The organism is Winogradskyella eckloniae, assembly GCF_013249045.1.
GTDB lineage: Bacteria > Bacteroidota > Bacteroidia > Flavobacteriales > Flavobacteriaceae > Winogradskyella > Winogradskyella eckloniae.
The window spans coordinates 389,770-414,990 of the sequence record NZ_JABRWP010000003.1 but is presented as its reverse complement, the minus strand read 5'-3'; the positions used below and the strand labels follow the sequence as shown (position 1 = coordinate 414,990).

Annotated in this window: 19 protein-coding genes; 4 read left to right on the top strand and 15 right to left on the bottom strand. The window is 35.5% G+C overall.

The annotated features are described in order from the left end of the window. Window positions 1-4: 4 nt before the first annotated feature. The gene (locus tag HNV08_RS07175) at window positions 5-5,857 is read right to left on the bottom strand and encodes a PKD domain-containing protein (protein WP_173280489.1); all 5,853 of its coding nucleotides are present in this window, start codon (window positions 5,855-5,857) and stop codon (window positions 5-7) included. Window positions 5,858-6,161: 304 nt separating this feature from the next. Between HNV08_RS07175 and HNV08_RS07170 the strand changes: the two genes are divergently transcribed. Then, complete coding sequence (locus HNV08_RS07170; protein ID WP_173280488.1) at window positions 6,162-10,295, top strand: LamG-like jellyroll fold domain-containing protein; 4,134 nt, start codon at window positions 6,162-6,164, stop codon at window positions 10,293-10,295. Between the two features lie 58 nt (window positions 10,296-10,353). On the opposite strand, the gene hisS is transcribed toward HNV08_RS07170, so the two are convergent. Then, entirely contained in the window at window positions 10,354-11,736 is a 1,383-nt protein-coding gene (hisS, locus tag HNV08_RS07165) for a histidine--tRNA ligase (protein ID WP_173280487.1), read from the bottom strand. A gap of 179 nt (window positions 11,737-11,915) precedes the next feature. On the opposite strand from hisS, the gene HNV08_RS07160 reads away from it, so the two are divergent. Both HNV08_RS07160 and HNV08_RS07155 read left to right on the top strand, forming a co-directional pair. Beyond that, entirely contained in the window at window positions 11,916-13,157 is a 1,242-nt protein-coding gene (locus tag HNV08_RS07160) for an ABC transporter permease (protein ID WP_173280486.1), read from the top strand. 75 nt (window positions 13,158-13,232) lie between these two features. Further along, window positions 13,233-13,412 carry a hypothetical protein gene (locus HNV08_RS07155; RefSeq protein ID WP_173280485.1) on the top strand — a complete coding sequence of 60 codons (180 nt, stop codon included), beginning with the start codon at window positions 13,233-13,235 and terminating at the stop codon, window positions 13,410-13,412. On the opposite strand, the gene HNV08_RS07150 is transcribed toward HNV08_RS07155, so the two are convergent. From HNV08_RS07150 to rpsF, 5 genes are all read right to left on the bottom strand, one after another. Further along, window positions 13,409-13,885 carry a DUF6495 family protein gene (locus tag HNV08_RS07150; protein ID WP_173280484.1) on the bottom strand — a complete coding sequence of 159 codons (477 nt, stop codon included), beginning with the start codon at window positions 13,883-13,885 and terminating at the stop codon, window positions 13,409-13,411. The two genes, HNV08_RS07155 and HNV08_RS07150, sit on opposite strands and share 4 nt — an antisense overlap. A 58-nt stretch (window positions 13,886-13,943) precedes the next feature. After that, window positions 13,944-14,816 (bottom strand): glycerophosphodiester phosphodiesterase family protein, encoded by an 873-nt coding sequence (locus tag HNV08_RS07145; RefSeq protein WP_173280483.1) that lies wholly within the window; start codon window positions 14,814-14,816, stop codon window positions 13,944-13,946. A 137-nt stretch (window positions 14,817-14,953) separates the two neighbouring features. Then, window positions 14,954-15,415, bottom strand: coding sequence for a 50S ribosomal protein L9 (rplI, locus tag HNV08_RS07140; RefSeq protein WP_173280482.1), 462 nt, complete (start codon window positions 15,413-15,415; stop codon window positions 14,954-14,956). A 12-nt stretch (window positions 15,416-15,427) separates the two neighbouring features. Beyond that, window positions 15,428-15,727 (bottom strand): 30S ribosomal protein S18, encoded by a 300-nt coding sequence (gene rpsR / locus HNV08_RS07135; protein ID WP_173280593.1) that lies wholly within the window; start codon window positions 15,725-15,727, stop codon window positions 15,428-15,430. Next, the gene (gene rpsF / locus HNV08_RS07130; RefSeq protein WP_157363191.1) at window positions 15,727-16,071 is read right to left on the bottom strand and encodes a 30S ribosomal protein S6; all 345 of its coding nucleotides are present in this window, start codon (window positions 16,069-16,071) and stop codon (window positions 15,727-15,729) included. Before rpsF ends, rpsR begins: the two co-directional genes overlap by 1 nt. Before the next feature lie 213 nt (window positions 16,072-16,284). Here rpsF and HNV08_RS07125 point away from each other — a divergent pair, with 213 nt between their 5' ends. Further along, window positions 16,285-16,980, top strand: coding sequence for a LytR/AlgR family response regulator transcription factor (locus HNV08_RS07125; protein WP_092443855.1), 696 nt, complete (start codon window positions 16,285-16,287; stop codon window positions 16,978-16,980). 75 nt (window positions 16,981-17,055) lie between these two features. Here HNV08_RS07125 and priA read toward each other — a convergent pair whose 3' ends face one another. The 8 genes from priA to HNV08_RS07085 all read right to left on the bottom strand — a co-directional run bounded on the left by priA (window position 17,056) and on the right by HNV08_RS07085 (window position 25,023). Next, complete coding sequence (priA, locus tag HNV08_RS07120) at window positions 17,056-19,509, bottom strand: replication restart helicase PriA (protein WP_173280481.1); 2,454 nt, start codon at window positions 19,507-19,509, stop codon at window positions 17,056-17,058. A gap of 74 nt (window positions 19,510-19,583) precedes the next feature. Continuing rightward, entirely contained in the window at window positions 19,584-20,567 is a 984-nt protein-coding gene (locus HNV08_RS07115; protein ID WP_173280480.1) for a T9SS type A sorting domain-containing protein, read from the bottom strand. 13 nt (window positions 20,568-20,580) lie between these two features. After that, window positions 20,581-21,618, bottom strand: a complete 1,038-nt coding sequence (locus HNV08_RS07110; protein ID WP_173280479.1) for a right-handed parallel beta-helix repeat-containing protein — start codon at window positions 21,616-21,618, stop codon at window positions 20,581-20,583. A gap of 449 nt (window positions 21,619-22,067) precedes the next feature. After that, window positions 22,068-22,604 carry a hypothetical protein gene (locus HNV08_RS07105; protein ID WP_173280478.1) on the bottom strand — a complete coding sequence of 179 codons (537 nt, stop codon included), beginning with the start codon at window positions 22,602-22,604 and terminating at the stop codon, window positions 22,068-22,070. A 19-nt stretch (window positions 22,605-22,623) separates the two neighbouring features. Further along, window positions 22,624-23,139: a hypothetical protein gene (locus HNV08_RS07100; protein ID WP_173280477.1), complete on the bottom strand. Its 516-nt coding sequence runs from the start codon at window positions 23,137-23,139 to the stop codon at window positions 22,624-22,626. 22 nt (window positions 23,140-23,161) lie between these two features. Beyond that, entirely contained in the window at window positions 23,162-24,037 is an 876-nt protein-coding gene (locus HNV08_RS07095; RefSeq protein ID WP_173280476.1) for a tetratricopeptide repeat protein, read from the bottom strand. A gap of 10 nt (window positions 24,038-24,047) precedes the next feature. After that, window positions 24,048-24,476, bottom strand: a complete 429-nt coding sequence (locus HNV08_RS07090) for a hypothetical protein (RefSeq protein WP_173280475.1) — start codon at window positions 24,474-24,476, stop codon at window positions 24,048-24,050. Between the two features lie 19 nt (window positions 24,477-24,495). Next, the gene (locus tag HNV08_RS07085) at window positions 24,496-25,023 is read right to left on the bottom strand and encodes a hypothetical protein (protein WP_173280474.1); all 528 of its coding nucleotides are present in this window, start codon (window positions 25,021-25,023) and stop codon (window positions 24,496-24,498) included. Between the last annotated feature and the right edge of the window lie 198 nt (window positions 25,024-25,221).

Below are 25,221 nucleotides of genomic sequence, written 5' to 3'. Positions count from 1 at the left end.
GGTTTTATTTAATATAGATAAAGGCGCCTTGTTGTTTCACTTGGTTGCCATAAAATGTCTTTGCAGAAAAGGTGTAGTAATAATTGCCGTTTTCGGCTTCTTCTTCTTTTACCATACCATCCCATCCTCGTAAAGCATCACCTTTTTCGTTATAAATTAAACTTCCCCAAGTATCGTAAATACTAAGCTCTAAACTGCTTAAGCCAATAAAAACCGGAGCAAAGAAATCATTAATGCCATCATCATTTGGTGTAAACGCATCTGGCACAACCAACTTATACCCTTCTTCGATCACTAAGGTAATCACTTGCTCATACACGCAGCCGTATGGATACGTAACCGTTTGCGTTACCACATAACTTCCTGGTGTAAAATAGGTATGTATAGGATGTACTTCTGAAGAAAAACTACCATCCCCAAAATCCCATAAGATACTGTCGTAATTTCCGGTGGCTGTGGTTGTAAATTCAATAGGATCTTGTATAGCATACAATCCATAATTTAAGAATCCGAATGATGACGTTGTAAACCCAGGATCACCAAAGGCAGCAATGTCTACATTAAAGGTATAGTTAGCCGTACAGCCTAAATTATCTGTCACTTCTAAAACTACCAATCCATTGGTGTCTGTAGACATAAATTCGTTGTTGAGACCGCTTACCGTACCATCTGACCAACTAAACTGAAATGGTGGCACGCCTCCACTCGCCATTGCTAAAAAGGTTTGATCTATACTTGCTGTTTCACAATCTACATCTACCTGATCAATGACCTCAACCTGTAAGGGTTCAAATCGTGTCACCTCATAACTCGCTTCAATCTCACAACCATTGGTATCCGTAACCGTAACAGTATAAGTATTTGGAGGTACAGCACTTAAATCTTCTGTGATGGCACCATTACTCCACAACACATTAAAGGGTGGTGTTCCTCCTTCAATTAATAAATTAACACTGCCACTGTTAGTATCATCACAATCTAAAGCATGTGTAATGTTGGCTGACAAACTTAATGGCGCAACATCAAAAATGGTAAAACTGTCTTGAATTTCGCAAGGTGTTCCATCAATAATGGTTACTGTATATGTACCAGGTCCTAAATTATTTCGTTCTGTACCAGCCACAGGATCATCATCCCAAACCAAGGATACAGGATCAATACCTCCAACAAAATTAAGGGTAATACTTGCATCATTTTCGCCTGCACAAGTCATTTGCGTCACTACAGGACTTATTGAAAATTCTGGTGGCTGCTCAATGATTACAGGAAATTCACGTTCACAAAGTTCCGCATCCGTAATGGTAATAGTATACGTGCCTCCAGATAGATTAATCTGACTCATCCCTAATCCAAAATTACTCCAGGCCACCTCATATGGCGACACTCCTCCAGAAATGGAATTAATAACGATAGAGGCATCATTATCACCATAACATTGCATTTGTGTGACTGTAAGGTCCACCTCAATTTGTGTGTTCTGTATAATTTCCACCTCCAAATCATCTGTACATCCTGAATTATCTGTTACCGTAAGATTATAAACGCCTGCATACAATGTATCAATATCTTCATCCGTACTTGAAAATCCATTTGGACCTGTCCAAGCATAAGTATAGTCCGTTCGTCCGCCACCGACATCTACCAAAATAGCACCTGTAGCCTCACCAAAACATAACACATCCGTTTTAGTATCTAATACAGCCGTCAATTCAGCTGGTTCAATGATCTCAAAATCGAGCGTAATTGGTCCACAATTATTTTGGTCGGTTACAGCAATGGCATACAATCCTGGTCCGAGATCTGTTAAATCTTCATCCGTAGCATAAGGTGTACCATTTAAGGTCCATTCGTATATATAAGGCATCACACCTCCTGAAACGTCAATAGCGATTTCCCCATCATTAGCATTAAAACAAGAAATGGTTTCTGGATCAAAACTAACCGCACTAAATACCAATTCTTCGGGTTCTGTTATTTCGAAAGTGGTCGAAAACGGACAACCACCATCATCTTCAATCGTTAAAGTGTATATTCCGATTTCTAGATTCGAAATATCTTCATCTGTACTTGAAAAACCATTAGGTCCTGACCATGAAACAGTATAGGGCTGACCACTAGTAAAAGGAATACCACCAACAATATCAATAGCTATAGACGCCGTATTCGCTTGATAGCATAAATTATGTGTTAGTGTTGATGTTACGGTTATAGAAGGATTTACAGTCACGACCATTTCAAAAGTTTCGCCTGCACAATTTCCAGAAACAGGTGTTACCACATAGGTCACCGTAGCCGGATTGGTTGTGGTATTCTCTAAAGTTTGCGACAGTGTTGCCACCGCAGTTAACTGTTCTGTTGCACCAACAATACTACCTGCAGGACTTACCGTTGGTGTTGGCCAAGTATACAATGTATTTAAGGGCACAATATCGCCTGTATTCGTTGTATCTGGCATAAACTCAAATGAATTACCACTACAAATTAATGCGGTTGCATCATCTATTATGGGTGTCTCATTGACAATGATTTCGGCCGTTTGAGACACAATTTCCGAACAACCTCCAGAATTAAAATTAATGACAACATAATAATACATAGAACCTACAACACTAACATCAGGACTGTAGGTTGCTGACGTAGCACCAGCTATAGCCGTCCCAGACGTTGGATCATCCGTTGCTGTTTGATACCATTGATAAGACGCTGTGCCTGCTCCATTGGTATAAGACACGGACAAATCTGGAGTAGATTCTCCCAAACACAATTCATCTAAAATAGGCTGTGAACTAAATTGAGCACCTGCACTAATAATGATTTCAGAAGTATCACTTGTAACCTCACATCCTGAAACATCTTGTGTAATTACGCAGTAATAGTATACTGTCCCTACAATATCTGTAGGTGGTAAAAAGGTGTTTGCTGTTGCGCCTGAAATAGCCGAACCAGACGTCGTATCATCTACAGCACTCGCATACCATTGGTAAGACATTGTACCAAGGCCACCTGCAACGGTAACTTCTAAATTTTGTGCAGTAGAGTTCTCACAAAGACTTTGTGAAGCCATAGGCTGTGACGTCACTTGAGGATCCTCAACGACAACAATCTCTGCCACTGCACTTGTTAAGGCCGCACAACCGTTAGCATTATAATTGGCTTCAACATAAAAATAATAAGTACCTATGGCATTAAATGCAGGAGGTGTATAAGAGGCATTAGTTGCTCCCGAAATTAAAGTTCCTCCGGAATTGCTATTTGTGGTATTTGAGTACCATTGAAACGTAGGCGTCTCCGAACCACCTGAAACCATAATTTCAAGTGCTTCCGACACACCGCCAACACATAAGGATTGCGTACTTTGCGGCTGCGCATCTATTTGTGTTAGCGCTGTGACTTCAATGGCTGCCGTATCTGAACTAATTTCAGAACATCCTCCTGTTGAAAATGATATCACAACATAATAATACGTAGTACCCACTGTTGTGGTTGGTGGTGTATATGTATCTGAAGTAGCACCTGCTATTGGCGTACCAGAGGTGGTATTATCTAGTGTATTCTCATACCATTGATAGTTTGGTGTACCAGAACCATCAAACGCCACCATCAAATCATTAGCGATACCATTTTGACATACCGAATCAGCATTTGGCTGCGTGGTTATGAGTGGTGCGGGAATAACACTGATTTCAAAATCAACAGCATCACCAACACATCCATTAATTTCTGGTGTTACTGTATAAATTAATGAAAGCGTGCCTGTTGTCGTATTCACAATAGTTTGCGAAGGAATCGTACTCGATGTACCACTTGGTATATAACCTGTTAAACCAGCAGGTACATTAGCAACCCAACTATAGGTAGTGGAAGCATTGTTAGACGTTAAATTAATTTCTGATGTGGATGCTCCAGAACACAGAGATTGTGTCACATCTGTATTTGAAATTACAGGTGAATCATTTACAGAAAAGTCTTCAGTGACCGTGGTTGTACCACAGGCATTGGTCATACTAAATGTGATGGTATACGTCCCTACAGAATTATACGCAATAGCGCCAGGATCTAAAAGATTTGAAGTGGCTGGTGATCCGCCAGGAAACGACCAGCTATATGTTATGGTATCTGATGGACCTGCACAAGACTCTACCGTTGCTGTTGGCTGTATACTCGTCAAACCACAAACGTCATCAACCGTATTAATTACGGCCGTTGGTGGTTGGCGAACCTCAATAAACTGAGAGGTTGAAAAATCACCACAAGAATTGGTCGCTGTTATGACCAGTTCGTAAGTACCAGCTGTATCAAATTGAAACGAAGGACTTGCTGATGTCTCGTCGGTACCATTAATAAATGCCCAAGTGGCTGTCGTTCCACAAAATTCTGCCGTATAATTAACCGCCCACAAATAGGTAGGTGTAATACAGCTATTCGTTTCATCTGTTGTATTCATTGTATTGACTTGCAATGCCGTACAACCTTCATTCACATTTGTGGTAAATACTGGCACCAAATCATCTTCCACACATACCGTTCTTATGACCTCATCCATACCACAACGGTTACCCGTTCTTAGTTTTACTTCATAGGTTCCAATTTGAGTAAAATTAAAACAAATAGCATCCGAACCGGCTAGCCAAAGACCCGGATCAGAACTCCCAAAATCGTCGCCCATGGAACCACTAGACACTGTAAAACCCGTATTGGGTGTGACTTCCCAAATTATATTAGGACTCGTGTCGCAAGAATTACCAAGACCATTATTCTCGTCACCAATTGATGTATTTTGAAAACAAGCCGGTTGATTAGTACATACCACATCGTCACCTGTAAAACTTGCTTCTGGCGCTATGGAAACATAAATAGGCACCACACCAACGGAAGACGTACTACAAGGGTTTGAAGCTACAATAATAGCCGAAAAAGAATTCTCATAGGTATTGGTACCATCAGAACTTGTCGTATTACATGAAGACATATCAAACGTATGCGTGACACTCGCTGGAGGCGGATGACTAAATACTTCTGGTGGCGAACCATCATTAAATGTCACAGTATAGGTTGTACCTGGAGGATTATTTTCTGTCCCTGTGATGGGAAAGGTTAAAGGATTAATATTACAAATATCTGTATTTCCTGGATTCCCTAAAGAAACCGCAGGATTAGACCCAACGAAAACCGTATAAGCTGTTACCGTATCACAACCATTACTTCCGGTTATGGTATAGGTTAAATCATAAATTCCAACGTTGTAATTGTGAGTGGTAGACGACCATGTCGTGGCACTAAAATCTGGCGATCCATCGCCCCAATTTATAGTGTAACTCGTATTTAATCCCTGTGTAGATGACTGATTTGTAAAGGTAAATTCTGAACCCGAATTAATACATTGTCTAAATACAGGTAAGCCATTGAAGGTTGTTCCAGATCCTGTACCACCTAAAGTGCCATCTGGAGATTGAATAACAGTAAACTGAATACTTTCATTTATGGTAGAAACCTCAGGTACATCATCTTCAACACTAACTAGAGTGTAGGTTACTGTACCAACATTACTGATATCTGCATTTATTGTAACAGAGGTATTCGATCCTGTGGTAGACACCGTTTGAATAGCTCCTGCATTGATGCGGTAACTAAAAACATAAGGCAAGGTCCCATTAGACCCTGTAAATGTAATTTGTGGCGCTGGTGCTTCATTTTGGCAGACGGTAATTCCGCCTCCACTTATTGTGGCATCTGGTAAAAAATTGGTAGTTGATGAACTGGCTTGCCGCTTATTGGCAATATCTATAATATTAAAAGCACTAATTAACCCAAAAAAAAGACTAATGACTAATAATAGGCTATATTTTATTTTCCCCATAAATATATGATAGCTAATTATTTAAAACGATTTCAATGTAATAAAATCTAATTATGTTGTTCGTAAAAGTTTACAATATTCGACAAGATTAAATTTTAGTCTACCAAATACAACTTAAGACCTAAAGTGTACAATTAATTATAAGATTACACCTTTCTAAACTAGAAATTTTACGAAGTCGAAATCCTATATACACAAGTCTATCAATTGCAATAATTTTACATTTAAACGGATTTATTTGCATTTCATGGATTTTATTTGTAGGTTTGTCGAAGAATTAGTCCCAAACTAAATTTAACCTAACATGATCTATACGATCAAATTATTACAACGTATCGCGTTTGGCATGCTTTCCTTATGTTTTGGCATAATGAGCTATGCGCAAACCTTAGATATGGCTATACCTAGCCAAACCAACCCAACGTTATTAACGCAGTCCCCACCTAAATATCTCTTTGATAGTGATGGCGATGGCATTGATGACCATATCGATAAAGATGATGATAATGATGGCATAGAAGATGCCCTTGAAGAACTCGCTTGCCAAAGCTCGAACAGTGCTGGATCTACAGTCTATAAATACGTATATGAAACTTTTGGTAGTGGCAGTCGAGCACCAATTCAAACGTTATACCATTCCTATTCATCGTATTGTTATGACAATGGTAACGGAAGTTGCGATAACAGCGCAGCGCAACATAATGGCAAATACACCGTAGCTCCTTTCGCAACGAATGCCGAAGACACAACCTCGGAAAACATGTATTGGTATACTGGCGAAGATCATACCAATAGAAATTTACAAGGTCGCATGGCCATCTTTAATGCAGCTTCACAACCTGGAGTTTTCTATACGGCTAACATCAAAGGTGCCTTACCTAACATTCCGATATCCTATAGTTTTTGGGCCTTAAATTTAGACAGCTCAACAACTCCTGATATAGATCAGCGCACACGTCCGCAAATTAAAGTAGAGTTTAGAGATGTAGACCATAATCTTTTGGCCGCAATTAACACAGGTGATATTCCACCATCTATTAATGGAAATCCAGAGGCCAGTTGGCACAATTATTCCGCAAATTTCACACTAGAAGTCAGCGAGTTTAATGTCTTTTTTTATACGACCGAAACTGGTAACAACGGTAATGATTTTGCATTAGATGATATAGAAATCAAGCAAATATTATGCGATACAGATCACGATGGTGTTGCCAATATTTTTGATTTAGACAGCGACAATGATGGTATACCTGATGCGGTTGAAGCTGGATATGGCACATTAACCAATGGTACTGCTGTTATCACAGCTATAGTCGATTCGAATGTCAATGGACTACAAGACACTTGTGAAACCACATTACCCTTAGACTCCGATAATGATGGTGTCCCTAACTATTTAGATTTGGATAGTGATAATGACGGACGCTTTGACATTGATGAATCTGGTGCAGGAAATTCTGGTAACATCAATTTTCAAAATGGTGATGGTGACCAGGATGGTGATGGCGTAGGCGATGGAACAGACTCTGACAAAATAAGAGCAAAAGACACCAATACTGATGGTGTTTTAGAATACTTTACTGATGGCATTTTAGATGTCTTTGATTACTACAACGGCAGTGATTTAAATTCTGGTTATGGTAACCAAAATCAAGGTCTAAATCATACCGCTTTTGTTGTAGACAGTGACCATGATGGTTTGCCAGACTATATGGACGCCTACAACAATGACACAAACACCTTTGATATTGCAACCACAAGGTACTCGCATTTAGATGCAAATTCTGATGGTATTATTGATGGCTCTATAGACACCGACCACGATGGTTTACTCGATAGTTTTGATACTGACCATAATTCATTTGGATCACCAAGAGTGCTTAATGATAAACTTCAGCTGTATTTTGATGGTAGAAATGACTACATCAAAGACATGACCATATTAAGTGAGCAGCCTGAAGTCACATTAATGGGTTGGATAAAATTAGATCCTACAGGTACAGGCCAGCGTTTTGTATTTGGACAAGAGCACTTTTACTTAAAAGTGTTATCTAATAATACGTTATTCGTCCAAGCTGGAAACCAAAGTTTAACCTCAGCACAACCGTTACTTAGCGATAGATGGATTCACATTACTACAACATACAGTAACGCAGAACAAAGTCTAAAACTATTCATCAATGGACAAGAAAATGGTAGCACCACTATCAATAGTATATTACCAACAGATGAGACCCCTTTTTATTATGGTCGACGTCATAACGCTACAGACCCGTGGTTTTACAAAGGCCATATGGATGAATTAAGAGTGTTTAAAAAAGCGCTATCTGCTGATGAAATTCAGAAAATTGTTTACCAAGAGATTGAAAATAATGGCAATGTTATAGGCAAAGAAGTCCCAAGAGAAATTACCAGTTTAGCTTGGTCTGATCTGCTTACCTATTACCGTTTAGATCATTTTAATGGAAAATACACAGAGAATTTAGCAACCACACAAGGTGCTTCTAATCCTGGCGCTGAACTATTCAATTTTAAACAGATTGCACCTCAGAATGCACCATTACCGTTTATCACTCAAGACAACGGAAATTTAGCTACAGCGGTTACAAATAGTGCTCAAGGTATAAATGGATACGATGCCATTACCTATGATTGGTCTATTGTAAAAATCCGTCATGCTCAGATAAATTTCAATAATAGACAGCAGCATTTGGCATTAATTGTCAACGAAAAAGATGCTAACAATGAGCCTATTGAATTTAAAATTACCGATGACTCAGAACTTAATGTATCTTGGTATTTAAAACTAGATGGTAGTATAGATCTTGAAGGTGAATCTCAATTAATTCAAGGCGAAGATAGTATCCTTGATGCCACTAGCATAGGAAAAATTGAACGCGATCAGCAAGGCACTGCAGATACCTACACGTATAACTATTGGTCTTCGCCAGTATCTAAACAAAATTCTAACGTACCGAGCTTTAGAGTCACAGATGTTATGATGGATGGCAGTCAGAGTGAACACCCAACGGCAATAAATTTTTCATCATCTGGCTATAATGGCGCAGCCACAAGCCCTATAAAAATAGCCGATTATTGGATATGGAAATACACCAATCAGAACACCAATAATTATTCTTCATGGCAACATATTAGACGCACAGGACAAATTTTTCCTGGTGAGGGCTACACAATGAAAGGTCCAGGCACTGGAAGCATTTCCACACCTCAAAATTATGTTTTTTCTGGTCAACCAAATAATGGCGAAATCCAATTACCTATTACTCAAGATAATGATTTCTTAGTAGGTAACCCGTACCCTTCTGCTATCGATGCTAATCAATTTATAAAAGATAATGGACCAGAATTACAAGATGACAACACACCTGTTCCAAATGCGACACCTATAATTAGTGGCACTTTATACTTCTGGGAACATTGGGGTGGAGGGTCTCATAGTTTTCAAGATTACCAAGGTGGTTATGCCACATACAACTATTCTGGTGCTGTAAAAGCGGCATACAAAGGTAGTAATCACCCAGATTTAACAGACGGCAACTCGCCTACTAAAAAACCAGGTCGCTATATACCAGTTGGACAAGGCTTCTTTGTTATTGGAGCACATACAGGGACGATAACATTTAATAATGGACAACGGTTATTTAAAAAAGAAAGTGACGATCTATCCGTTTTTATGCGAAGTGCGTTTTCTGTATCAGCCAACACCAGCGATGCTAACGAAGAGGCTTCTCAAGAAATCGATGAGCGTATGAAATTTAGAATCGGTTTTAATTCTGTAAACACCATAAGACGACAACTCTTATTAACTATTGACGACAATGCTACACCTGATGTGGATTGGGCTTATGATGGTTTGCTAAATGAAAATCAAATCGATGATATGTTCTGGACCATTAATGAAGAGGCTTTTATTATTCAAGGTAGTAATGCGGCAGACAATACCACGACATATCCACTTGGAATTAAAACAAACACAGATGGTATAAATACAATAAATATCGATGCCTTAGAAAACGTACCAGAGGCTCTAAACATCTATTTACATGATTTAGAACTCGATCTTTATCACGATTTAAGAGAAAGTCCATACGATATCTTTTTAAATGCTGGCGAACATTTACAACGTTTTGAAATTGCCTTTAACACAACATCTGAAGCATTAGGCATTGAAGACAATAGCGCAAATACTATGGATATAGTGTACTCAAATAGTACCAACCACATCGTAATTGTAAACCCTAACCGTATTCCTCTTAAGTCATTGGCAGTATATAATATGTTAGGCCAATCTGTTTACAGTTTACAAAGTATAGCCCATGATGAATATGAAATAAAAAAATTAAGTAGCGGAACTTACATCGTTAAGCTACAAACAACATCAGGTGCCATAGTAACCAAAAAAATTATAAAAGAATAGTTGATTGTTTTTAGTTAGTGATAAGAACGTCTCAGCCCTAAGAAGGTTGAGGCGTTCTTTATTTAATTAATAAGATTAATGCGTCTAAGGTAACTTCCTTTTGTTCACCAGTAACCATATTTTTTAAAGTGAAAATTTCTAAAGATAATTCGCTTTCACCTACCAATACGACAAAAGGAATATTGCGACGATTAGCATAATTCATTTGTTTCTTTTTCTGTTTACCAGATATTGCAGCATCAGGAAACAACTCGGCTTTTATACCTTCTGCTCTTAACTTGGTAACAGCACCTAAACTATACATCGCTTCCTCATCGCCAAAATTGATAAACAATACCTTTGTAGACTCAGTTATGGTATCTGGAAATAAATTCAATTCTTCTAAAACCAAATAAATTCGGTCTAAACCAAAGCTAATACCAACACCACTCATATCTTTAAGACCAAAAATTCCGGTAAGATCATCGTAACGACCGCCTCCACCAATGGATCCCATTTTTACACCTTCTGGTGCTGCGACTTCAAAAATAGCACCTGTATAATAATTAAGACCTCGAGCTAAGGTAACGTCTAATTGTAAGATGGCGGTTTTTAGTTTTAAGCTTGAAATGGCTGTGTTTATAAATTCTAATTCTTCAATACCTTTGAGTCCAATTTCTGAAGCACTTAAAATAGATTTTAAACTTTCTATTTGGTTTCCAAAATCGCCTTTTAATGTAAATAAAGGCTGAAGCTTAGTAATACCATCTTCCGAAATCCCTTTACTTCGCATTTCTTCTTTTACTTTCTCCTCGCCTATTTTGTCTAACTTGTCTAAAGCGACTGTAAAATCGATGAGTTTATCTTGTGCACCAATCACTTCTGCTATACCAGATAAGATTTTTCGGTTATTGATTTTTATGGTAACACCTTCTAATTTTAAAGCTGAAAAAACCGCATCATATAACTGCACAAACTCTACTTCTTGAAACGACGATTTTGAACCAACAACATCTGCATCGCACTGAAAAAATTCTCTAAATCGTCCTTTTTGCGGACGGTCTGCGCGCCAAACCGGTTGAATTTGATATCTTTTAAAAGGAAATTCTATATCGTTTTGGTGCTGTACTACGTAACGTGCAAAAGGCACAGTAAGATCGTATCGAAGGGCTTTTTCTGAGATTTTTGGCGTTATTTTAGTTTCAGATTTAGCACTATAGTCTTCATCTGATATTTTTTTCAAATACGCACCACTATTCAAAATTTTAAAAATCAAGCGATCCCCTTCTTCGCCATATTTTCCCATTAAAGTTTCGGAGTTTTCAAAACTTGGAGTTTCGATAGGTTGAAATCCAAAAATTTGAAACTGTTCTTTTATGGTTTCCATTATATAAGAACGCTTTGCAACTTCTGCTGCATTAAAATCTCTTGTCCCTTTTGGGATGCTTGGTTTTTGTGCCATGTTAACGTCCTGCGAAAGCAGGAATCTCTTTTAGTGAAACTTAATTTTGAACTTAAAATTCAACACAAAAATATTATATTTTTCAGAGGTCTTATAAAGATATCTTCATTTTATAGTAACTTTATACAGTTTACGTCGTCTTATACTTTTAAACAACTCAACCAACACGATTAAAAATCATGTTTTCATTAGCTAGAGAGAATATTAGAATTGCTTTTGACTCTATAAAAGGGCAATTATTACGTACCATTTTAACGGTTTTAATTATAGCAATTGGTATTATGGCTTTAGTTGGAATTCTTAGTGGTGTATCTGCACTAGAAAATACCATAACTAGTAATTTTTCTTCAATGGGCGCAAATACATTTAATTTGCAACGCTATGAGTTTACAAATCAACGTCAAAGTAGCAGAGAACGTCAAAAAATAAATCCGGTAATTGATTACAGAAACGTAAAGGCTTTTGCCGATAATTACAATTTTCCGTTCACTAAAGTTGCCATTTCTTTTATGGGCACATTTGCCGCTGAAGTTAAATACGAGAATAAAAAAACAGATCCTGAAGTAGCGGTTTTAGGTGCCAATGAATTTTATATCGAAAATTCAGGTTTAGAATTAGATTTTGGTCGGTCATTAAATGTTTTTGATGTAGAGAATAGTAATGCCGTTTGTGTCATTGGAAGTGATTTACAAAAAGCCTTATTTCCTGATGAAAACCCTATTGATAAAACCATAAGTATTAGAGGGTCTAAATTTAAGGTTATTGGCGTGCTTAAAGAAAAGGGCTCTACATTTGGAAATAATCAAGATTTAAGGGTTTTTATGCCTTTACAAAAAGCGCGTTCTATGTTCACTAACGCCAATATTAATTACAATTTAAGTGTAAAAGTGGACAAAACCGATATGTTAGAAGCTGCCCAAGATGATGCTATATTAACCTTTAGAAATATTAGAGGTCTTAATCCTATTGAAGCCAATGATTTTGGGATAGAGCGCAGTGATGACTTATTAAATCGTGTTGCGGAAAATATTTCTGCCTTATATATTGCCGCGTGGATTATTAGTATCATTACCATTTTTGGATCTACTATTGCCTTAATGAACATTATGTTGGTCTCAGTAAGCGAGCGAACGCGCGAGATTGGAGTGAGAAAAGCGCTAGGTGCAAAACGCAAAACTATAGCCTTTCAGTTTTTTATGGAAACGATTATCATCGGTCAGTTTGGAGGTGTTTTAGGCATTATTTTAGGTATTTTAATCGGTTGGGCAGTTGCCAATGGCTTTGACCTGGAGTTTTCTACGCCTTGGATTGCGATGATTTGGGCAACAAGTATAGCGTTTATTGTAGCCATTGTTTCAGGTTTATATCCTGCGACAAAAGCGGCCAAACTCGATCCTATTGAGAGTCTGCGCTATGAGTAAAATTCCTGCGAAGGCAGACATCTTATTTAACACTACAATTATGGCTATTTTGGTAACCTATAAAATTTAAAGCTTATGAAAGCATTCTTTTTAAAATTGAACACTTTTATCAGAAACATGCTCTTAGATGATGTTGATAAACCTTACGATAAGCCACTGCCTTACCATCGGAAATTTGGTTCTGTAGACAGACAGAAAAACGATATTAAACAAAAACGTAACTACGAACAAAAACAGCAATCTGGCGGCTTTTAATCACCCTTTACCAAATTCGCAAAATACTCAAACAATTCGCCTTTAGTAATGTTTGCACCAGACTGAATCATTTTAAATATATCTAAATACTTATCGTCTGAATAATCTTTTTTAGCATTAAAAAACTCCACAGAATCCGATAATAAATTATCGCGTAACCAATTAAACCCTTCTTTGGTTGTAAAATCGACACGTTTATTTTCAATTCTTAAGGCAATTAAACGCATGCTCTTTTCATTGCACTGAAATAAGTGAATTTGCTGTGGCGAAATATGTTCTAAATACTTCACTTTCTGTAAAACACCTAACCAAACCAAATCACTAAATACGTCGAGCTCTTGCTCTGCTGTTTCTGGCTTATTCTTTTTTATATCTTCCCACTCATCACCTGTAATAGATTGTGTGGCTAAAAAATTAATGAATTCTTGGTGTAATTCTTCAAACTGTTCTTTGGTTAATCTTGAATACTTCATTATTTACGTTTTCAATAGTATTGCTATTGCCATCACGTCAATTGGCAAATTAAATTTTTTAATTATTAAGCGCTTCAAAAGCATTAAAAGGCCTGTCTGTTGCTAAAATATCTGCACCTCGCTTGTTCCATTCCCTATAAATAGCATCGCCTTTAGCCGCTGCGCTTTTATCTAAATTCCCTAAAGTGCCTAACATACATACTATATTATTTTCATGTAAGCGCTTAAATAAAGTAGCATCAGATAAGCGCGTTCCTGTAAATGCGAGCATATTAGCTGTTGGTATTTCAGTTTTTAGCAACCTATCAAATTCCTCATCGTTTCTGGCAGAAACTGACAATAACAATTCTGGTGCTAATTGGTATGCGGTTTTCGCTTGGTCTACAGTGTACGTAATAATAATACTTATGTCTTCGGCAGACTGCTTTTTTATTTCGCGTATTACCGATTCTTGGCGCACCGTTTTTTTGATATCTATGGTTAACACCACATTGTGTTTTACACACCAGCTTAAGACGTCAGAAAATAAAGGGATTTTATACGCCGTTACGTTACCGAAATCATCAACTAATTTAAAGTCTTTGATTTCATTATACGTTAATTGGTCAATTTTTCCACTGCCATTGGTGGTACGGTCAATAGAATTATCGTGTAACAATACGAGTTGACCATCTTTGGTTTGTGCCACATCTACTTCATATATCGCAGAAATACTATCGCTGATATATTTAATGGTTTCAAGGCAATTTTCAGGATACTTTAAAATCCCTTTTCCACCACGATGCACACTTATATTTGGGTAATTAGTTTGTGATGCTTTAAAAAGCGCAATGAGTTGAGACGTTTTTACTTCTGGTAATTGCTTTGAGACTTCGCTTTGTTTACAACTAAAAAAAGTACTTATAATTAATACGAAAAGAAAATGTTTCATAAAAAACAACCGTTTTAAACCAAAAAAATACGCTACAACCCTAAGGGCTGTTTAAGCATCTCGATGAATTTTGAAAAAAAATTATAAAAAAACCGCTTAGAAAACTAAACGGTTTTTTAAAATTGTATTACTAAAGATTATGCATCAGCAACAACATCGAAAGTTAAATCAACATTTACTGATCTGTGTAATCTAATTGCAGCTACGTACTGACCTAAACGTTTAATGTTACCACCTGTAATAGCGATAAACTTTTTGTCTACATCGAAACCAGCATCTTTAAGTGCAGCAGCTAAATCAATATTGGTTATAGAACCAAATAATTTATCTCCAGCAGTAGCACCAGTACCAGCTTTAGCTGTTATTTTAATATCTAAACCTCTTAATCCTTCAGCAGTTTTTTCTGCTTCAGCAATTATAGATTTTTCTTTATAAGCTCTTTGCTTTAAAGTTTCTGCTAATACTTTTTTAGCAGAAGAAGTCGCCATTACAGCTTGTCCTTGAGGAATTAAAAAATTTCTACCATAACCGTTCTTAACAGATACAATATCGTCTTTAAATCCTAAATTTTCAACGTCTTGTTTTAATATAAGTTCCATTGTTATGATATTTTATTTTAATAAATCAGCAACGTATGGCATTAAAGCTAAATGTCTAGCTCTTTTTACAGCCACAGATACTTTTCTTTGATACTTTAAAGATGTTCCTGTTAAACGTCTTGGTAATAATTTTCCTTGTTCGTTTACAAAACCTAATAACCAATCTGCATCTTTATAATCTACATACTTGATTCCAGATTTTTGGAAACGACAATATTTTTTCGTTTTAGACGTCTCAATATTTAACGGTGTTAAATATCTAATTTCTCCGTCTTTTTTTCCTTTTGCTTGTTGTTCTATTGATGACATAATTACGCTTTTGCTTTTACTTTAAGTTTTTCTCTTCTTCTCTCAGCCCATGAAATCGCATGCTTGTCTAATTTCACAGTTAAGTAACGCATAAAACGCTCGTCACGTCTAAACTCTACTTCTAAAGGTTCTATTACTTCTCCAGCAACAGTGTACTCAAATAAATGGTAAAAACCACTTTTTTTGTTTTGAATTGGGTACGCTAATTTTTTTAAGCCCCAATCTTCTTTTGATACCATCTTAGCTCCTTTAGAAACGAGGAAATCCTCATATTTCTTTACTGTCTCCTTTATCTGATCTTCAGATAAAACGGGATTTAAGATGAAAACAGTTTCATAATGATTCATAATAAATAATTTTGTTTATTGTTAAAACGGCTGCAAAAGTACACATTAATTATCTAACTGACAACTAGTTTTACAACTACTTTAACAACAACGATTTTACATCAAAAAAACAGAAAAAATTTATGTTAATTATTACGCTTTGTCGGTAATATTTGTTTTTTAACCGAATTTATCGTACTATTGTCGATATCTTAACCTAAAATTAATAATGTTATGACTTTAAACTGTGTAGTTGTTGATGATTCTGCGATTCAGCGCCTCTCTATAGTAAAGTTAATCGAGAATCATTCTTCGCTTAACCTTATTGCAGAGTACAGCAGTGCGTTAGAAACAAAAAACGGTCTTAATACACATAAGGTTGATCTTATCTTCTTAGATATAGAGATGCCTGTATTAAACGGTTTTGAATTACTAGATGTACTCAACAACAAACCCCAAATTATTTTTGTTACTGGTAAAACCGAATATGCTTTTAAGGCATTTAATTATGATGCCACAGATTATCTTCAAAAACCTATTACTAAAGAACGTTTTAATACTGCCGTAGAAAAAGCTATTGAGCAGCACAAATTAAAACTAGACTTTAATGAAACGGATGGCGAACATATATTTGTAAAAAGCAACCTTAAAAAACGTAAAGTTTATATTAAGGACATTAAATGGATTGAAGCCCTTGGTGACTACGTAAAAGTAGTGACTGAAGAAAACAGTCTCGTGGTTTTATCTACAATGAAAGCTTTTGAAAGCGAACTACCTGAAGGTAAATTTTTAAGAATTCACAAATCTTATATTGTGAATCTCGACAAAATTGACCGATTTAACAGTAAAAATGTTGAAGTTGGCGCTTACGAAATCCCATTGAGTCGAAATAAAAAGACCCAATTAGTTGATGCTTTAAATAACATGTAGAATTATTACATTAACATTTAAGCATTACATTATAATTTTAAAAAATCCTAAGTCATGGCTTAGGATTTTTTGGTTTTAATAATTATCGACATTAATGACCACACGTACAGATCTAAAATCTTTAACGGCATTAAAACTGTTATCAATCTTTCTAATGGCCTCTTTTGTTTTGCCTAAGGATTGCTGTTGTGGGATTTTTATTAAAATATTTTTGTGATATAAATTTCTTATACGCGATACTGGAGGAAATTCTGGACCTAAAACATTAGATTTAAAATACTGTTTTAAAGATTTCGCATACCAATCTGCTGCTAAATTTACGCGGTTATAATCCTTATGCTTAAATGTAATTTTAATGATTCTAAAAATTGGAGGATATTTAAAATTATAGCGCTCATTCATTTGCTCGGCAAACATCTCTTTATAAGAATTGGTAGACACTTGCTGTAAAATATTATGGTGCGGATTATAGGTTTGAATTAAAACCTTACCTCGCAAATCGGTACGTCCTGCCCTTCCCGACACTTGTGCCATGAGTTGATAGCTGCGTTCGTGCGCTCTAAAATCCGGAAAATTTAGCAAGTTATCTGCATTCATTATACCTACCAATTTTACGTATCTAAAATCTAAACCTTTAGTCAGCATTTGTGTACCGACCAAAATATCAACTTCGCGCTGCTCAAAACTGTTAATTATTTTTTCAAATCCATATTTACCTCGTGTCGTATCTAAATCCATACGAGCCACTTTCTTATCTGGAAACAACTGTTTCACTTCTTGTTCTATTTGCTCTGTCCCAAAACCTTTAGTATCTAAAGTAGCGTTTCCACAACCTTGACATGTTTTTAACATCACAGCATTATAACCACAATAATGACAACGCAACTGATCTCTATATTGATGATAGGTTAAACTTACATCACAATTAGGACATTGAGGTGACGTGCCACATGTGGTACATTCTATTATTGGTGAATAGCCTCTCCTATTTTGAAATAATATAATCTGAAAGCCCTCCTCTAAGGTCTCTGTCATCTCTTCAATTAATCGATCACTAAAATGACCTTTCATGCGTTTTCGTTTGTACTTATCTGCCAAATCTACCAACTCAATATCTGGCATCAGAACATTATTGTAACGCGTATTTAATTCTACCAAACCATATTTGCCTTGGCTAGCATTAAAATAACTCTCTAAACTTGGCGTTGCCGAACCTAAAAGCGTTTTGGCGCCAAAAATATTGGCCAACACTATGGCTGCATCTCTAGCATGATATCGTGGTGCAGGATCAAATTGCTTGTAAGATTGCTCGTGCTCTTCATCTACAATGATTAACCCTAAATTGACAAATGGTAATAATAAGGACGAGCGTGCACCAATAATTACTTGGGCTTTCTCAGATTTTGAACACATATTTTGCCAAACCTCTACCCTTTCGTTTCCAGAATATCTAGAATGAAAAACGGCAACTTTCTCCCCAAAATAATCTTGAAGTCTATTAACCAATTGTGTCGTTAATGCAATTTCAGGCAATAAGTACAATACTTGCTTTCCTTGGTCTAATTGCTTTTGAATGAGTTGAACATATATTTCCGTTTTACCAGAAGAGGTTACACCATGCAATAAGGCTACAGATTTGTCTTTAAATATAGTTTCAACCGCATCATAGGCTTTTTGTTGTGCCTCGCTTAATCGTTTAGCATCTTCATCGCCTTCACCATCAAATTGCACACGATTAACTTTTAAATGATATTCTTCTAAAATCTGTTTATCAATTAGCGTTTTAACAATACTTGATGAGGCACCACTTCGTTCTGATAAATCTGAAACTTTTATTGGTTGATTTAGTGATGCTTCCATGGTAAATAATGTTAATACCACTTCTCTTTGCTTAGGAGCACGACTCAATTCTTCTAACAATTCTTGTAATTTGTCTTGAGTTTTGTGATTGTGATGCAACTTTACATAGCGTACTAATTTTGGTGTGTATTTTTCATAGAGCTCTTCTTGCAAATTCAATACACCCTTTTCTACTAAACCATTAATTACTGGTAAAACGCGTTTTTTGTCTAATATTGAAACGACATCATTTATTTTTAATGAGGATTGATGTTGTAATGCTTCATAAATTAAAAACTCATCATCTTTTAACTCTGATTCATTAACGTTTAGTTTTTCGTTTTTTGAAATTACCGTTTCACTTTCTAACAAGTACGCATTGGGCATTGCAGCTCTCAAAACCTCTCCAATGCTGCACATATAATACTTAGCCATCCATTCCCAATGTTTTAATTGGTTCGAGGTCACAACAGGCGTTTCATCTATAATTTGATGAATCGTTTTGGCATCATATGCTGTCGGTGGATTTTGATGAATACTATAGACTATAGCTGTGTAAATTTTACGCTTTCCAAAAGGAACAGCCACACGCATTCCTGGCTGAAGAAACTTAGATTCCGCTTCTGTAATATGATACGTAAATGCCTTTTGAAGCGGAATTGGTAAAATGACGTCTATAAAATGTAGCATACTTCAAAAGTAATGCCTTTCCATAAAAAAACCATCTCGAAATGAGATGGTTTTTTACTTAAATTTTTATTCATCTACTGCTTTACAATCTTAAAAGTTGCTTTTTCATTTTCCGTAGATAAACTTAATATATATATACCACTTTCTAAGTCACCTAATTCTAAACTTCGTAAATCTTCTGACGATGTATAAACTTCTTTTCCTGTAATATCGAAAACTGTAATAACTTGGAACGTTACAGCTCTTGAAGCCTCAAAATTTATTGTATTTATAAATGGATTGGGATTTATATGTATAGAATCATACAAACTTTCTCCTACACTTAATTGACCACTTATTGTAAAAATTTCACAATCATAAAGTGACCAATTTTCATTTTCATTTTTAGTTCTTACACAAAAAACATGATCTCCTTGCGCTAATCCAGTTGTATTAAAATTAATTACCCTATTTAAGGAAGCTTCAGACGGATTAACACTTACATCTGTAACACCATTTGCCTCTGAATCAATATAATATTGAAATGCAACAATATTTGAAACGTTACCAATTTCTGAAATATAAATTAATTGCCTATCATACAAACTCCATGTATCTTCAGAATTTTTGACGCGAACATAGAGAATGTGAATACCAGAATCTAATCCCGTTGTTGAAATTGTAGAAGTTACTGTTGGATTTGCCTCATTCGGAATACTTAATGGCAAGTTGTCTCCAAACCCAAGATCTCCATCATCAAAGAAGTACTCAGCAGCTAGAATTACCGAATTTGAAACTGTATTGGTTTTTGAAACATAAACCCATTGTTTATCATTTAAACTCCATCTACCTAGATCATCTTTTACTCTAAATGTAATTAAATGTACGCCTTCGTCTTCAGCAGCCATAGAAATGGTATAGGATTGATTTATACTACCAGTATTTACATTAACACTAAGTGAATTACCCATTCCTATTCCGGGATCTTGATCTATAAAATACTCCGCGGAAGTAATACTTTGAGCATTTATATTTATTATGAAAAACCCAGTGCAAATAATAAAATATATTTTTTTCATATTATTCGCATTATTAGTTTGTATTCCCCTCTATAGTTACTTCTAAATCTGCACCTTCTGCTACTGTATTAGTGATTGCTGTAATTGTAACACGAGGTACGCCATTAGTAAATCCAAAATTATTGAATCCATAATTACTATTATAAATCCCAATATTTAAACCATCATTTCCAAAGTTAAGACCTGGTGAAGCTGATTGTAGGTGATAATCTTCTGTATAAGCATTAAAAACCGTACTTGTAATTGAAACAAACTGAGGGTCTACATCATTCATATTCGTATCTGTACCTTCAAAAGGCAATGTAATGAATCCGCCACCCGCATTATAACTTAAACAGTTTTCAAAAACGAAACCATCATTACCTGAACTAAAATTGGTAACATCTGCTGTACCAAATGGCTTTATTAAAATAGAATTTTCTATCGTAATATTATTTGGGTTAGTATTAGAATAAGTTGTATTATTTAAGCCAGTTGCGTTTGAGCTTGTACCTATAATAATGATGTTATTTTTAAAAGTGATATCATAAAAATCAAAAACAATAGAAGCTTGAGTAAATACATTATGTGAAATTACAGAATTACTCATCCTTATATCGGAAGCAGAATTGATAATATTTCCTGTTAAAAAAGAATTGTTCATTACCGATGTACCAGAAAAATCAATATTGTCTATAAAATTATTCTGAATTTTCATATTTGTAATAGTAGCGGCGTTCTCTGTATATAAATCATCTATCCATAATCCGCTAATAAATGAACCCGAAGCTGCTTCTGCAATGGTTAATACATCCATAGTAGTCGTGTATGAATTTTCACTATGCGAACGACCTACAATGTTTATTAACTTGTTCACTGTAGCATCTTCATAATTTGTTTCGGACTGTTGTATATAAATAGTATCTCCTGCGACTGATGTATTAATTGCAGATTGTATATCAGTAAAATCTGCAGAGGTGCCAGCATTATTATCAACAATCCAAGTGTTTTGTGAATGAGTGCTCATTGTTACTAAAATTGCACTAAAAAAAAGTAAAAAATTTGTTTTCATTTGTTTTTGGTTTTAAGAATTAATTAATAGCTAATAAAAAATGATTTATGGTTAAAATTCATGTCGATTAATGAACAATTAAACGCCTATCTATATACACCTTAGTTTGTGATTAGAATATTAAATATTGATAATAAAATTGTGAAACAAGCAAATTTCTAAATGCCGAAAATTTTAAATTGAAAACAATAAGGTTAACTTTTTAAATTTTTAATTCCACATAGAAATTGTACTCAAAATAGATTGAAAAACTAGGCATATTATTTAAGATTACACTATCAAACAAAATATTGCAACCTGCTTATTTTCAACGCATTAAATAACAAGAATTTTAATAAAAACTGCAAAAAACAACGACGAACGGTAAAAAACCTAGCTAAAAACAGCACAATACTCTGATTTTAAATGTTTTACAACTAAAACATGTTCTGAATTCAATTATTCAGAATTCAAAAATCATAATGATAAGGTATATCTGTAAAGGAACCGTTAGAAATGGTATAAGTAATCCCTGTATCTTCATCAGTGGTTTCATAGTTAAATGTTCCTGAAATTGTACCTTCAGAATCATTTACAGATGCTATGTTTAAGGTTGCTGAAAGGGTTTGATCGGCATCAATACTTGACGTTCCTGCTTCATTATCGTACGCATATGTACCTAACACAATATCTGAAGGTGTTGAAAATGAAGCTCCAGCCACGACGTCATCAGGATGATCTATAAAAACCACTATACCTATTGATTTGGTTTCCGAATTATCAGACACACCATCCGTAGACGCTGCAACGCCTAATGCATAAATTGTTTCTGTACCTGCCGTTTCACTAGTAATCACTGCACCCAATGAATTTACGCCAAAATTCCATGTATGTGTTTGTCCATTAATATCTGCTTTTACAGTACCTTCAACGAGTTGACTAATAATGTCTTCAGTATCACAACTTGCCAATACAAGAGCGAATAAACAAAATAATATTTTCTTCATAAGTTAAAATTTTAATGATTTACAAATCAAAATAATAGTGAATACCAACACCATATGCAAAACCAGCGAAGCTCCCAATTCCTCTATCAAAAGAACCGCCTACATAACCCAACTCTACATTAAATGCCAAACCCTCTACAAATTCTGGAACAGTGCCTTCTATGCCACCACCAACTCCAAAAGAGACGGTATTATAAGACTCTGAAGCACCTAAAAACTTTACTTTTACACTAAAATACCCTAATTGGCCATAGGCATATGGTTGGTAAATAAATTTACTGCCTCCTGCTTCAAAATTATAAAGGTATCTCCCAGATATGGCTAGCGAACTCGTACCAAAGCCATAAGAAGCTCCTCCAAGTATAACTTGTCCTGAATGGGTTTCGGTAAAATTATATTTTGCACTAAGACCATAACCAGGATATGACGACGCCAATCCAACACCTAATTTTCCTTGCTCTGATATACTTTGCGATTGCAGTGCTGTGAATAAAAACAGACTTAATATAATGGTAAATACATACTTGTTTTTCATAATGAGTTATGGATTTAATCGTTTATAGTTTGAACAATTTTTTAAGCGCAGCAGAATCCGTCTTCTTTTCGGACGTATTACTGCTTGTTCTACTGGCATTTGTATTTGTTCTTTTAAGCACGTCCTTATTTAGGCGATCTTGCCTCTCCTTTATAATTTGCGCTTGTGCTTGTTTATTAGATTCATCTAACGCCTGTGCAGATGGCATATTTGCAATGGTTCCTCCACTTTTTTTATCTGCAAGCGCTCTTAATTTTAAAACTTCCAAATCTAATTCTCCAAAATAAATTTTATCATAGAGCGCAATAGCGTCAGTGTAACGTTCTTGCTCTTCATAAACCCAAGCTAAAAGCTTTAGCTCATGCCTTGTAGATTTAAAATTCTCTTTGTTTGGGTTGAGTTCTAAACTTTTTTTAATATCAGCTTCGGTCTCTTTTAAATTACCCAACTTAAATTGCACTTGAGCTCTCATATAATAAGCCATTGCTGTTGGTGTTAAGGCGACCATTTGATCATAGCGTTCTAATTCACTTTCCTTGGCATTTTCTCGTGCAATGAGTTTTTTACTGGTCCTTTGATAATCAATGTGCTTATAATAGACATCACAGGTGTATATTAATTCTGCTGGCATTGCAAGTAATAATTCTTTTCTCGCCAGTTGCCCTTTTAGATACTTCTGCTGAGGATCTGCCTCTATAATACTGGCATCAATCTGGTCTGCATACGTTGGTAAGGTCTCTCTTAAACAGGTTTTAAAGGCATTTTCGGTTAGTGGTCGCTTTAGACTTTCTTCTTCTAAACAGCTACACACATCTGCCCTAAATGCACTTTTATACGCTTGTGCATGTACAGACAAAAATCCCATGATGACTATAAAATAAAGGACTATTTTTTTCATGTTTCTTTAGTTAATCTTCATCTTCCTTTATACCAACAAAGTATTCCTTAACGGCAGTCATACAAAACTTTAAGGCCTTCTTAGAACGGTTAAGATTAAACGTTGCCTTAGCCTGTTTCATAAAAGGAGCATCACTAATATCATCTACAATATTAGGCACTTCTTGCCAAAGGCTGTCTACATCTCTTTCTGCACGTTCTATAAGGGCATCTTCAATTTCAGCAGGCACTTCAACACCTGCTTTATATAAACTATCGTAAACAAATACTTTGTGATATAACTCAAAAGAATGATTCACAAATTTATCAACGCTTTCTATTTTAGAATTACGCTTTGGCGGCTTTAACCGATTTACTTGAGACCAACCCAAAAACGGAATCAGTAATACGATAATAAAAACGCTCGTGTTAAAAAGGGTAGCTGATTTCATATGTTTCATAATGAGAGATTTTAAAACCTTAATTATATTGAATAATACCGTTCATGGTTAAGACGTTGTCGTTCTCTACATTGATAACCGTTGTATTAGAAAACACAATTTCCTTTTCTACTTTGTCTACGCTAAAACCTGTACCGCAATCTATTCCACCTCCAGCACTAGTTGCAGGTGTAGTGCATACATAACTCATTTGCACACCGTTTTTAACAATAGTCATTGAAATGGATTTCTCTACTGCAGCTTCATCTTGCGCATTAAACTCTGCGGCAACCAAAACAAAGGCATTTGCAAAATCTGAAGATTCTATTTCGCCATTTTCAAAGGTTGTGTTTTCATCTAATAGCACTACAGAACTCGAGGTGCCAGTGGTATCTAATGCATCAGCATCAATATTACCAACGGTTAATGACGAACCAATAATAGCTGTATCTGTACCAGATAATTCAATTGTGCCATAAACGTTTGCGTCTGAATCATCACTACTAGAACACCCAGCAAGTATTAAAACAAATGATACAATTTTAAGGGTGTTTAATAGTCGTTTCATATTTAAGATATATAGGATTAATTATACATAAAGAACCAACTATTTATAATGAAAAACGATAACCAACCTATTATCGTTGGATTTGAATATATTAACGTTCTAATTCTTATTAACTTTTGTATATAATTGTTACTTTTAAACCAGCTATTAATTAAACCATTACATGAAAAGATTCCTAACAATCCTCTTTTTTGCATC

What these genes read in the sequence shown, in the direction of transcription:
- HNV08_RS07175 (WP_173280489.1), bottom strand. Translation starts at nt 5,857, where the DNA reads ATGGGGAAAATAAAATATAGCCTATTATTAGTCATTAGTCTTTTTTTT.
- HNV08_RS07170 (WP_173280488.1), top strand. Translation starts at nt 6,162, where the DNA reads ATGATCTATACGATCAAATTATTACAACGTATCGCGTTTGGCATGCTT.
- hisS (WP_173280487.1), bottom strand. Translation starts at nt 11,736, where the DNA reads ATGGCACAAAAACCAAGCATCCCAAAAGGGACAAGAGATTTTAATGCA.
- HNV08_RS07160 (WP_173280486.1), top strand. Translation starts at nt 11,916, where the DNA reads ATGTTTTCATTAGCTAGAGAGAATATTAGAATTGCTTTTGACTCTATA.
- HNV08_RS07155 (WP_173280485.1), top strand. Translation starts at nt 13,233, where the DNA reads ATGAAAGCATTCTTTTTAAAATTGAACACTTTTATCAGAAACATGCTC.
- HNV08_RS07150 (WP_173280484.1), bottom strand. Translation starts at nt 13,885, where the DNA reads ATGAAGTATTCAAGATTAACCAAAGAACAGTTTGAAGAATTACACCAA.
- HNV08_RS07145 (WP_173280483.1), bottom strand. Translation starts at nt 14,816, where the DNA reads ATGAAACATTTTCTTTTCGTATTAATTATAAGTACTTTTTTTAGTTGT.
- rplI (WP_173280482.1), bottom strand. Translation starts at nt 15,415, where the DNA reads ATGGAACTTATATTAAAACAAGACGTTGAAAATTTAGGATTTAAAGAC.
- rpsF (WP_157363191.1), bottom strand. Translation starts at nt 16,071, where the DNA reads ATGAATCATTATGAAACTGTTTTCATCTTAAATCCCGTTTTATCTGAA.
- HNV08_RS07125 (WP_092443855.1), top strand. Translation starts at nt 16,285, where the DNA reads ATGACTTTAAACTGTGTAGTTGTTGATGATTCTGCGATTCAGCGCCTC.
- priA (WP_173280481.1), bottom strand. Translation starts at nt 19,509, where the DNA reads ATGCTACATTTTATAGACGTCATTTTACCAATTCCGCTTCAAAAGGCA.
- HNV08_RS07115 (WP_173280480.1), bottom strand. Translation starts at nt 20,567, where the DNA reads ATGAAAAAAATATATTTTATTATTTGCACTGGGTTTTTCATAATAAAT.
- HNV08_RS07110 (WP_173280479.1), bottom strand. Translation starts at nt 21,618, where the DNA reads ATGAAAACAAATTTTTTACTTTTTTTTAGTGCAATTTTAGTAACAATG.
- HNV08_RS07105 (WP_173280478.1), bottom strand. Translation starts at nt 22,604, where the DNA reads ATGAAGAAAATATTATTTTGTTTATTCGCTCTTGTATTGGCAAGTTGT.
- HNV08_RS07100 (WP_173280477.1), bottom strand. Translation starts at nt 23,139, where the DNA reads ATGAAAAACAAGTATGTATTTACCATTATATTAAGTCTGTTTTTATTC.
- HNV08_RS07095 (WP_173280476.1), bottom strand. Translation starts at nt 24,037, where the DNA reads ATGAAAAAAATAGTCCTTTATTTTATAGTCATCATGGGATTTTTGTCT.
- HNV08_RS07090 (WP_173280475.1), bottom strand. Translation starts at nt 24,476, where the DNA reads ATGAAACATATGAAATCAGCTACCCTTTTTAACACGAGCGTTTTTATT.
- HNV08_RS07085 (WP_173280474.1), bottom strand. Translation starts at nt 25,023, where the DNA reads ATGAAACGACTATTAAACACCCTTAAAATTGTATCATTTGTTTTAATA.